This is a genomic window from Bradyrhizobium sp. P2_E8 (assembly GCF_056403875.1).
Window position 1 is genome coordinate 1 of record NZ_JBFUES010000165.1, and the last position, 10,163, is coordinate 10,163.

Consider the following 10,163-nt stretch of genomic DNA (forward strand, 5'->3'; position numbering starts at 1 on the left):
CGGATGGGCCGTGATCACGAGACCTGTTTTCATGGGACAAACTCCCCTCTTTCGTTCGTAGGCATCATAGGCTCGCTGCTTTACTCAGGCAGCCGATTCATCAGGCCGTGATGGCCGCTTGTTCCTCGCCGTCGAGCACGCGCCTCAGGCGCTCGTCGTCGAGCGCGCCCTCCCATTTGGCAATCGCGATGGTCGCAACCGCGTTCCCGATCAGATTGGTCGGCGTCAGCCCCTGCGACATCAGGCGATGGATGCCGAGTACCAGGGCAACGCTCGTCACCGGAATGGTGCCGGTCGCCGACAGCGTCGCTGCCAGCACGACGAAGGCAGCACCGGCGATCCCCGCCGCGCCCTTGGAGGTCACGAGCAGGATCAGCAGCAGCTCGATCTGCTCGGCAAGCCCGAACGGCGTGTTGGTCGCCTGCGCCAGGAACACCGAGGCCGCGGCGAGGTAAAGGCAAGTGCCGTCGAGATTGAAGGAATAGCCGGTCGGGATCACGAGGCCGACCACACTCTTCTCGCAGCCCGCCTTCTCCAGCTTGGTCAGCATCCGCGGCAGCACCGTCTCGGACGAGGTCGTGGCGATGCAGATCAGCAGCTCCTCCCAGATGTAGCGGACCAGCTTGACCAGCGAGAAGCCGCACAGCCGCGCCACGGGACCGAGCGCCACGATGATGAAGATCACGCAAGTGAGATAAAAGCCGCCCAGCAGCTTGCCGAGCGAGGCCAGCGAGCCGACGCCGAACTTGCCGACCGTGAAGGCAATGGCGCCGAACGCCCCGATCGGCGCCGCCCACATCACGAAGCCGACGACGGCGAATACCATCTTGGCGGCGATGTCGATCAGATGCACCAGCGGCGCGGCGCRCTCGCCGAGCTGCACCAGTGCGAAGCCGCACAGCACCGAAATAAACAGGACCTGAAGGATGTTGCCCTCGGCAAAGGCGCCGATGAACGTGGCGGGCACAATGTTCATCAGGAACGGAACGAAGCCGATGGCGCCGGTCTGCTTGACATAGGGCTCGATCGCGCTGGCATTGATGCTGGCGGGATCGATGTTCATGCCGATGCCGGGCTTGAGCAGATTGACCGCGATGAGACCGATGATCAGCGCGACCGTCGTCATGATCTCGAAATAGACGATCGCCTTGACCGCGACGCGCCCGACCCATGCCATGTCGGCCATATGGGCGATGCCGTGCACGACGGTGCAGAAGATGATCGGCGCGATCAGCATCCGGATCGCCTTGATGAAGGCATCCCCAAGCGGCTGCATCTTGGCGCCCGATTCGGGGTTGACGATCCCAAGCGCAATACCGGCCGCCATGGCGATGAGCACCTGGATCCAGAGCTCCTTCCACCAGGCGCGGCTGCGCGGCTTGTCGATCGCCATCGCCGTCATTGATCGAACTCGAACAGGCGCGCGGGGTTGTCGACGAGGATCTTCTGCTGGAATTCCGGCTCCGGCGCGAACAGCGGGATCAGGTCGACGAGGTCGCCGTCATTCGGCATCACCTTGACGTTGGGATGCGGCCAGTCGGTCCCCCAGATGACGCGGTCGGGCGCGGTCTCGACGATCTTTCGCGCAAACGGCACGGCGTCGGTGAACGGTGGCCCGGCCGAGGACACACGCTCGGACCCGCAGATCTTCACCCAGCACTTCTCGTCGCGCTGCATCAGCTCGATCAAGATCGTGAACGGAAGTTGATCGAGCCCGTCCGCCGCCTTCACCCGGCCCATATGGTCGATGGTGTAGCTCAGCGGCAGCCTTGTCAGCATGTCCGCATATTCAGGCAGGTCGATCGCATCGAAATGCAGGTCGATGTGCCAGCCGAGCGGCGCGACCATCGCGATGATGCGGTTGAACGCGCGCTTGTCGGGGACACCGCCGAGATGGCGGACGAAATTAAAGCGGCAGCCGCGGAAGCCACCCTCATGCAGCACGCGGAGCCCGCGTTCGGTGATGGTGTCGTCGATATTGGCGACCGCGCGGTAGGCACCATTGCTCTGCGCGATCGCATCGAGCGCGACCGTATTGTCGGTGCCGTGCACGCTGGCATTGACGATGACCGCGCGCTCGACGCCGAGCTTGGCATGCAGCGCACGGAAATCCTCCAGCGGCGCATCCGGCGGGGTATAGGAACGGTCAGGCGCATAGGGGTATTTCGCGCCGGGCCCGAAGATGTGGCAATGCGCGTCGCAGGACAGCTTTGGCAGCTTGAACTTCGGCGTGCGCGTGTTCGGATCGGGCGGCGGAATGGTCGGCGTGTACATCATCGTCATCACTTGAACCGCCGAGCGAGCTCGCTTCTTTCAGGTCTTGCTGCTGACGACCGGCCGCCGCCGTACCGGCGCGGCCTGATCGAGCGCCGGGGCCTGGAACGCGGCGACGGTGGCCTGCACCAGTTGCTCGATGGCGCTGGCGGCATCGCTGCCGTCGGCCTCGCCGCGCGACAGGCGCGAGACACGGTCCGGCGTCACCAGCGAGTAATAGAGCGCGCCGAGCAGGAAGTGGCTGCGCCAGACGATATCGGTGCGCGAAATATGCGGCAGGCTCTCGTGGACCGCATCGATGAAGGCGTGGCTGGTGTCGTCAAAGGTCTGCGCGATGATCTTTCGCGCGACCTCGTTGCCTTCGGCGGACATCACGGCGCGCAGTCGCGTGAAGCGCGCCCCGCCCCCGGCGAGATCGCTGCCCGAGGTGAAAGCCGGCACCACATAGGCGCGCACCACCGCCTCAAGCCGATCCTGGAGATCGCGCACGCGCTTGGCGGCGGCGAGCAGCTCGGAACGGCGCAAATTCATCGGCCCGCAATGGCGCCGGTAGATCTCCAGCAGCAGGCCGTCCTTGGTCTTGAAATGATAGGTCACGCTGCCGGGATTGGCCCCGGCGGCCTGTGCGATGTCGCGCACCGACACGGCATTGAAGCCGTTGGTGGCGAACAGCTCCTCGGCCGCGGCGAGGATCGCCTCGCGCATGTTCGGCTTGCGGGCCGTTTCCTTGCTGGTGGGCTTGCGTACCATGTGATTTGTACTATCGTACAAAAGATCAGGTCTCGTCAACAAAAACCATGGGCAGCGTCCGGACGGCTTCGAGACCGCCATACGCACGCAAACGCCCTCTAGGAGTGCTGGGAATGCTGGGTTTGAATAAGACAATCGGCGGTTTGATGCTGGGTGCCGGTCTGCTGCTGGGCGGCACCGCACAGGCGGCCGACAATTACCCGAGCAAGCCGGTCCATATCCTGGTGCCCTACGCGGCGGGCGGCGCCGTCGACGTGCTCGCGCGTACGCTCGGCCAGGCGCTGGCCAAGACCTGGGGCCAGCAGCCGGTGATCGACAACCGTCCGGGCGCCGGCGGCATCGTCGCCTCGCAGGCGCTGACGCAGGCCGCGCCGGACGGCTACACGCTGATCCTGGTCGCGAGCGGCCATCCGCTCAACCAGTTCATCTATCCGAGCGTGCCCTACGACACGTTCAAGGATTTCACCGCAATCACTGAAGTCGCCTCCTCGCCGCTCGCAATCGTGGTGGCGAAGGACAGCCCCTACAAGACGCTCGGCGATCTCCTCGCCGCAGCAAAGAAGGAGCCGGACAAGCTCTCCTACGGCATGTCCGGCAACGGCACGTCCGCGCATCTCGCCGGCGAACTGCTCAAACACATGTCCGGCACCAGGATCGTCGCGATCCCCTACAAGGGCGGCGCGCCGGCACTGACCGCTGTCATCGCCGGTGAGATCCCGCTCAGCATCAACCCGCTCGCGGAAGCGATCGGCCAGCTCGAAGGCGGACCGGTGCGCGCGCTCGCGGTGACCTCCGCCGAACGCTCCAAGGCGCTGCCGGATGTTCCGACCATCGCCGAGGCCGGCGTATCAGGCTACGACGTCTCGGTCTGGTGGGGCGTTCTTGGGCCGGCCAAAATGCCGCCGGAGATCGTGTCCAAGCTCGAGACCGACCTCAAGGCCGCGCTGCAAGACCCCAGCGTGCTGTCGACGCTCGGCAAGATCGGCGCAGCTCCGGTCGGCTCCTCCGCCAAGGATTTCGACGCCTACATGCACGCCGAGGCGACCAAATGGGAGCCGGTGCTGAAAGCTGCCAACATCCGCGCGCAGTAAGACGGGATCCTCTCATGACGATCTCATGCCGGCGACAACTTGCTCTCGCAGCCCTACTCGCGTTTGCCACCGCCGGCCTCTCCGGGTCGTTCGCGAAGGCGGATGGCGAAGCAAAGCTCCTGGCGCCGGGCGGCACCTTGCGCGTGGGCATCTATCCGGGCAGCCCGACCTCGATGGTCACAGATGCGGCCGGAAAGCCGCACGGCCTCGCCTACGATCTCGGCGGCGAACTGGCGAAGCGGCTCGGCGTCGGTGTTGACTATGTCAGGTTTCAGCGCGTTGCCGACATCGTCGCCGCGATCCACGACAGCCAGGTCGACTTCACCGTGACCAACGCCACGCCGGCCCGCGCCAGCGAGGTCAGCTTCAGCCAGCCCGTGCTGGCGATCGAGCTCGGCTATCTCGTCCCGGCGAATTCGCCGATCGGCAAGATCGAGGATATCGACAAGCCGGGCGTGAAGATCGGCGTCACCAAGGGCTCGACCTCCGAGCGCACGCTGCCGGCGAAATTCAAGAACGCAACCATCGTTCCCGCCGAAAGCGTCAAGGTCGCCATCGGCATGTTCGACCGCGGCGAGATCGACCTTTACGCCACCAACAAGCCGACGCTGTTCGAGATGTCCGACCAGATGCCGGGCGGGCGCATCCTTGACGGCAATTGGGGCCTAGAGCACATGGCCATCGCGATCCCCAGGGGACGCGAGGACGCGCTGCCCCTGCTCAACCGCTTCGTGACGGAAGAGCAGTCGTCCGGCGCGCTGGACACGATCCAGCAGCAGGCCGGATTGCGCGGCGCGACCAAGGCGAGACGCGAGTAGGCTTTGAGCCGATCAAATCCGCGCGCTCGCCCTCATTTTCTCCGGCGCGGCGGGACGGCCCGGGAATTCTGCGTCGTCACCCCGTCCCGAAGGGATCAGGATCGCGCGCTCGCGCGGCAGCGCTTCGGGCATCTCGTCGCGAATGAAGGCGATGAGCTTCTCCCTCATCTCGCAGCGCAGGTCCCAGGATTGCGGCGCGTTCCTGGCGCTGACCAGCGCGCGAAGCTCGATGGCGCGCGAATCCGCGTCGATCACCTGGAGATTGACCACCGCCCCATCCCAGAGCTTGGACTCCTTCACCGCCTCCTCCAGCCAGTGCCGGATGCGCGGGACGTCGGCGCGATAATCGACATGGAGCGCGATGACGCCGATCAGGGATGCAGTGTCGCGGGTCCAGTTCTGGAACGGCTTTTCGATGAAATAGGACAGCGGCACCACCATGCGGCGCCAGTCCCACAACCGGATCACGACATAGGTCGAGGCGATGTCCTCGACCCAGCCCCATTCGTTCTCGATGATCACGGCATCCTCGATCCGGATCGGCTGGGTGATCGCGATCTGCACGCCGGCGATCAGATTGCTGAGCAGCGGCCGCGCGGCGAGACCGACGATGAGACCGGCGGCACCGGCGGAGGCGAACAGGCTGACGCCGTACTGTCTCACCGAGTCGAACGTCATCAGCGCGGTGGATACCGTAATGACGACGATGATGGTGTCGGCGACGCGCGTGAACACGCGCACTTGTGTGACATGCTTGCGCGCGACGAAATTCTCCGTGACGTCGCGAAAATTCTGCAAGTACCGCGCCGCGCTCATGTCGACGACCCGGATCGAGATCCAGCCGATCAGGGCAATGAAGGCCACGACGAACAGGCGCGTCAGCGGCGTACGAAACGCGTCATCCAGTGGCGCGAGCGGCAGGACCAGCGCGACGGCAGCAAGACACAGCGCCAGCTGGGCCGGTCCAGACGTGCGCTCGATGAACACGCTCAGGAGAGGAAGTCGGGTTCCAAAGGCGCGATTGAGCAGCCATACCGCGAGCCGGTAGACCGACAAGGCAAGCAGGATCGCGCCCGCGACGAGACTGAGACCGATAAACCATGACGGTATCCATCCGAACATCCTGTCGATGTCGGCCATGAGGGCCTGCCGATCCATTCACGTCCCCGGAATTGCATTCGCTTCTGGCCAACGCGCCCCAGCGCGCTTCGCTCCGCCCGCCCAGTGCAATGCAGCAATCCAATGGTGCAACCGCTGTCAAACTGCGCTAATTTGAGGCACACATGACTCGACGTACCGGCAGCGCCGATCTTCCTCTCCACACCGGACGGGTTCCGCTGTGGCTTGCGAGCCGCATGGCTTCACTTGGTGCGATCGTCACACAGGCGATCGTGCATCATTACGGCCGTGATGCGTTTCTCCAGCGGCTGTCGCATCCGTTCTGGTTCCAGTCGTTCGGTGCCGTGATGGGGATGGACTGGCACTCCTCGGGGATCACCACCTCCGTGATCGGCGCGCTGAAGCGCGGGCTCGGCCCGCTCCAGGACGAGCTCGGGATCTATGTCTGCGGCGGCCGCGGCCAGCATTCGCGCAAGACGCCGGACGAGCTGTTGCAGCTTGGCGAGCGCGTCGGCTTCGACGGCGTGAAGCTCACCCGCGCCAGCCGGCTGGTGGCGAAGGTCGACAGCGCGGCCGTGCAGGACGGCTTCGACCTCTATCTCCACGGCTTCTTCGCCACGGCCGACGGCAAGTGGACGGTGGTGCAGCAGGGCATGAACGGCGACAAGCGGCAGGCCCGCCGCTATCTCTGGCAGTCAGAGGCACTGAAGAGTTTCGTCGACGCGCCGCATAGTGCGATCGACGGGCCGCAGCAAGGCGAGATCGTCAACCTCACCGACCATCGCGCCGATGTCTCGCGCAGCGCGCAGCTCGAACTCCTCGGCGATCTCGGCCCCGATCGCATCGTCGCCGAATTCGAACGGCTCACCGGGACCGCGCCCGCGCAGGCGATGCTGCCGCATCTGATCATGCCCGCGCATCACGATGTCAGGCCGAAGGACGTGTTCGCGCGGCGCCTGCACGGCACGCTGGCCGCAGCGGCCGAGCGTGGCCCGGTCGACTTCCCGGAGCTGTTGCTGACGCCGGGCGTCGGCGCCCGCACGGTGCGTTCGCTCGCAATGGTGGCCGAGGTCGTGCACGGCGCACCCTATCGCTTCAACGATCCCGCGCGCTTCTCGCTCGCTCATGGCGGCAAGGACCGGCACCCCTACCCCGTCCCAATCAAGGTCTATGACGAGACCATCCGCGTGCTGAAGGGCGCGATCCAGAACGCAAGACTTGGGCGCGAGGAAGAGATGCAGGCGCTCAAACGGCTCGACGACCAGGCGCGGCGGCTGGAGCGGACCGCGCGTGGACCGTCGGTCGAGGCTTACATCGCCGGCGAGCGTGCGGCCTCTCCCGATCTCGACGGCCGTTCCGTATTCGGCTGGGAGCGCGATCTCGTCGCCTCGAAGAAGTCGGCCGGCTCCTGAAGCTGTCGCTCAGGGCTGCCGCCTAGTCGTCAGCCTCCTCGTCGTCGAGCAGCCGGTTGGCCGAATGATCCTGATACTGCTCGGTCTGGATGAACTTTCCGTCCATGCCGCGAATGTCGGAATGTTGCGCCTTGTCGCGGTTCGACAGGATCATGTTATCGCCGACCTTGTCCTTTGGGATGTCCGTGAGTGCGCCAGTCCCCGCGCCCTTGCCGTGCGCGCCTGATCCGATATGCGTCTTGCCGCCGTTGGGCATGGACTGCTCCCTTGCTGCTACGTGCATTGGGGCAACGCCTGCGCGATGGAGATTGTTTCGCACGTCACGCAAGATGATCCGCGCCATTGTTCCCGGCACGGCGTGCGCGATGTCAATCCGCCAGCAACGGCTCGGCGGCGGCACCGCGGCTCGGCCGGCGGTTCCCGCCGGCAACGACAGGCAATCTCGCGATCGCACGCATACCCGGACGCTTGCGCCAGTGGATTTGCGCGGGGTCGACGGCGAGCTCGAGTTTCGGCCATCGCGCAAGCAGCGCCTGCAATGCGCAACTCGCCTCGATCCGCGCAAGCTGGTGGCCGAGACAGAAATGAATTCCCGTTCCGAACGACATGTGGCGGTTCGGCTTGCGCGTGAGGTCGAGCCGCTCCGGCTGGTCGTGCACCGCCGGATCCATGTTCGCCGCAGCGAGCATGACCATGACGCGGTCGCCTTTCTTCAGCCGTACGCCCGCAAGCTCGACATCCCGCCGCAGATAGCGCGGCTTGGAAAACTGCACCGGCGAGACGAAGCGCAGGAATTCCTCGACGGCGAGCGAGATGCGGCTCCAGTCCTCCTCCAGCCAGTCGCGCAAGCCGGGATTCCTGAGCAGCTCGTAGACCGAGCCGCTGATCAGATGCGTCGTGGTCTCCGAGCCTGCCGCGAGCAGCAGGAACACCATCGACACCATTTCGTCCGGCGTGATCTGGCCACCCTCGCGCTCCACCTGGACCAGTTCGGCAATCAGGCCCTCGCCGCCCTGCACGCGCGCGATCTGCAACTGCTGTTCGAGGTAGGCGCGCATCTTGCGGAGCGCGAACAGCAGGCGGAAGAAGCTGACGACATTCGTCAGCGAGGACATCCTATTTGCCCAGGCGATGAATCTCGGGCGATCGGCCGCAGGCAGGCCCAGCAATTCGCAGATCACCGACACCGGCAGGATGCGGGCGTATTGCTGGACGAGGTCGGCGGGGCTGCCATCGACAAACAGGTCGTCCGCCAAACCGTCGGCGATGGCGCGAATGCGCGGCTCCATCGCGACGATCGCGCGGCGGCGAAAAGCCTCGTCCACGATACTGCGCAGCCGCGTGTGATCAGGCTCGTCCATGGTCAGCATGTTGTTGGCGACGGTCGTGACGAGCTTCGGCATCCACCAGCGTAAGCCGGCGAGTTTGCCGTCCCCCTTGCGTAGCGTGAAGGTGGCGCCCTCCTTCAGGACCTCAGCGGTGGCGTCGTGGGTCGTGGTGATCCAGACATCGCCGACCAGAGGAAATCGCGTCGCAACCACGGGGCCCGACGCGCGCAGCGCCGCGATCGCCGTGGGCGGATCGCGGAAGAAGGCCTCGCTGGTGAAATCGAGGCGCGGTGTCATGGGATCACCGGAGTGGTTGGTGGCGCTTCAACCAGATGGTACGCGCGAGCCGAGGCACAAGGGCCGGGACCGGTGCGCGCTGAAGAGAGCCTATCCGCGGCCCGGTGAGCGCGGCCCGGTCTTGCGCTGCTGCTGGTTGGTATAGGCGTCCCAATGGCTCCAGCTGCCGCTGCTGAGGCTTTGCAGGTCGGTGGTGAGCGGACGGCGCGTGCGCTTGTCGTGGTCGGCGATCGCGCGTTCCGACTGCGCGATCTTGCGCTTGAGTTCCGCGACCGCCTTCTGAGTCTGGCCGTTCCGCTTCGATGAGGCGATCTCGCCCATCGTGAAGCGCGCGGTCTCGAGCGCCTTCAACTCGGCGCGGTTCTTCTTCAACTGAACCCGGTGCCAGGCGATGTTGCTGTCGCTGTCCGCAACCATGTGGGAACTCCGCTGATTCGTTCCCACAGTGTATCGCGCGCCGAATCGGCGCCGCAACGCCCGTGCGAGGGCGAAAATGCGGTCTTCTTGCGCAAGAATTCCGCGTCTAGAGCCCCGGAACGGGGTTCTAGATTCTAGTTTTGACGCGTTTTCTTGACGCGAACCGGAAGCCACTTCGCTCGAAAACGCTCTAGCGCTCGGCGAAGGCCTTTTCGACCACGAACTGGGCCGGCTCGCCGTGATTGCCCTCGATGAAGCCGCGCTCGCCCAGGAGCGTGCGGGTGTCCGCGACCAGCGCCGGGCTGCCGCAGATCATGACGCGGTCGTGCGCCGCTTCCAGCGCCGGCAGGCCGATATCGCTGAACAGCTTGCCCGAGGTGATGAGGTCGGTGATGCGGCCGCGGTTGCGGAAGGGATCGCGGGTCACCGTCGGGTAATAGATGAGCTGGCTCTGGATGTACTCGCCGAGCAACTCATCCTTCGGCAGATGCTCCGTGATCATCTCGCCATAAGCGAGTTCCTTGACGTGGCGGCAACCGTGCAGCAGCACGACCTTCTCGAACCGCTCATAGGTCTCGGGGTCCTTGATCACGCTCAGGAACGGCGCCAGCCCCGTGCCGGTGCCGATGAGGTAGAGGTTGCGGCCCTCTTCCAGGT

General features: G+C 65.2%; 11 protein-coding genes. 3 read left to right on the plus strand and 8 right to left on the minus strand.

Translation table 11 applies throughout. The annotated features are described in order from the left end of the window. Positions 1-100 precede the first annotated feature (100 nt). The 3 genes from dctA to AC1D00_RS11930 are packed head-to-tail and all read right to left on the minus strand — an operon-like array spanning position 101 to position 3,024. Positions 101-1,402, minus strand: a complete 1,302-nt coding sequence (gene dctA, locus AC1D00_RS11920; RefSeq protein ID WP_477010800.1) for a C4-dicarboxylate transporter DctA — start codon at positions 1,400-1,402, stop codon at positions 101-103. Continuing rightward, positions 1,399-2,283: an amidohydrolase family protein gene (locus AC1D00_RS11925; protein ID WP_477010807.1), complete on the minus strand. Its 885-nt coding sequence runs from the start codon at positions 2,281-2,283 to the stop codon at positions 1,399-1,401. The genes dctA and AC1D00_RS11925 overlap by 4 nt, the downstream gene beginning before the upstream one ends. Before the next feature lie 30 nt (positions 2,284-2,313). Next, on the minus strand, positions 2,314-3,024 hold the full coding sequence (locus tag AC1D00_RS11930) for a TetR/AcrR family transcriptional regulator (protein ID WP_477010801.1): 711 nt from the start codon (positions 3,022-3,024) through the stop codon (positions 2,314-2,316). 113 nt (positions 3,025-3,137) lie between these two features. On the opposite strand from AC1D00_RS11930, the gene AC1D00_RS11935 reads away from it, so the two are divergent. Together AC1D00_RS11935 and AC1D00_RS11940 are read left to right on the plus strand one after the other, a co-directional pair. After that, positions 3,138-4,115 carry a tripartite tricarboxylate transporter substrate binding protein gene (locus tag AC1D00_RS11935; RefSeq protein ID WP_404555425.1) on the plus strand — a complete coding sequence of 326 codons (978 nt, stop codon included), beginning with the start codon at positions 3,138-3,140 and terminating at the stop codon, positions 4,113-4,115. Between the two features lie 14 nt (positions 4,116-4,129). Continuing rightward, positions 4,130-4,933: an ABC transporter substrate-binding protein gene (locus AC1D00_RS11940; protein ID WP_477010802.1), complete on the plus strand. Its 804-nt coding sequence runs from the start codon at positions 4,130-4,132 to the stop codon at positions 4,931-4,933. Positions 4,934-4,945: 12 nt separating this feature from the next. Here AC1D00_RS11940 and AC1D00_RS11945 read toward each other — a convergent pair whose 3' ends face one another. Beyond that, a complete protein-coding gene (locus AC1D00_RS11945; protein ID WP_477010803.1) occupies positions 4,946-6,091 on the minus strand; it encodes a mechanosensitive ion channel family protein in 1,146 nt (381 codons plus the stop codon). A gap of 125 nt (positions 6,092-6,216) precedes the next feature. On the opposite strand from AC1D00_RS11945, the gene AC1D00_RS11950 reads away from it, so the two are divergent. Further along, positions 6,217-7,464, plus strand: a complete 1,248-nt coding sequence (locus AC1D00_RS11950) for a DUF763 domain-containing protein (protein ID WP_477010804.1) — start codon at positions 6,217-6,219, stop codon at positions 7,462-7,464. Positions 7,465-7,486: 22 nt separating this feature from the next. Here the strand turns inward: AC1D00_RS11950 and AC1D00_RS11955 are convergent, their stop codons facing one another. From AC1D00_RS11955 to AC1D00_RS11970, 4 genes are all read right to left on the minus strand, one after another. Beyond that, positions 7,487-7,720 carry a hypothetical protein gene (locus AC1D00_RS11955; RefSeq protein ID WP_167770673.1) on the minus strand — a complete coding sequence of 78 codons (234 nt, stop codon included), beginning with the start codon at positions 7,718-7,720 and terminating at the stop codon, positions 7,487-7,489. Between the two features lie 112 nt (positions 7,721-7,832). Next, entirely contained in the window at positions 7,833-9,089 is a 1,257-nt protein-coding gene (locus AC1D00_RS11960; protein ID WP_477010805.1) for a cytochrome P450 family protein, read from the minus strand. 90 nt (positions 9,090-9,179) lie between these two features. Beyond that, positions 9,180-9,506 (minus strand): hypothetical protein, encoded by a 327-nt coding sequence (locus AC1D00_RS11965; RefSeq protein ID WP_135173908.1) that lies wholly within the window; start codon positions 9,504-9,506, stop codon positions 9,180-9,182. Positions 9,507-9,696: 190 nt separating this feature from the next. Further along, positions 9,697-10,163: ferredoxin reductase domain-containing protein (locus AC1D00_RS11970; protein WP_477010806.1), on the minus strand; the 467-nt coding region annotated here is incomplete at its 5' end.

Excerpts from the sequence above, each read along its gene's own strand:
- AC1D00_RS11925 (WP_477010807.1), bottom strand. The coding sequence starts at position 2,283 with ATGACGATGATGTACACGCCGACCATTCCGCCGCCCGATCCGAACACG.
- AC1D00_RS11950 (WP_477010804.1), top strand. The coding sequence starts at position 6,217 with ATGACTCGACGTACCGGCAGCGCCGATCTTCCTCTCCACACCGGACGG.
- AC1D00_RS11940 (WP_477010802.1), top strand. The coding sequence starts at position 4,130 with ATGACGATCTCATGCCGGCGACAACTTGCTCTCGCAGCCCTACTCGCG.
- AC1D00_RS11945 (WP_477010803.1), bottom strand. The coding sequence starts at position 6,091 with ATGGATCGGCAGGCCCTCATGGCCGACATCGACAGGATGTTCGGATGG.
- AC1D00_RS11935 (WP_404555425.1), top strand. The coding sequence starts at position 3,138 with ATGCTGGGTTTGAATAAGACAATCGGCGGTTTGATGCTGGGTGCCGGT.
- AC1D00_RS11930 (WP_477010801.1), bottom strand. The coding sequence starts at position 3,024 with ATGGTACGCAAGCCCACCAGCAAGGAAACGGCCCGCAAGCCGAACATG.
- AC1D00_RS11965 (WP_135173908.1), bottom strand. The coding sequence starts at position 9,506 with ATGGTTGCGGACAGCGACAGCAACATCGCCTGGCACCGGGTTCAGTTG.
- AC1D00_RS11960 (WP_477010805.1), bottom strand. The coding sequence starts at position 9,089 with ATGACACCGCGCCTCGATTTCACCAGCGAGGCCTTCTTCCGCGATCCG.
- AC1D00_RS11955 (WP_167770673.1), bottom strand. The coding sequence starts at position 7,720 with ATGCCCAACGGCGGCAAGACGCATATCGGATCAGGCGCGCACGGCAAG.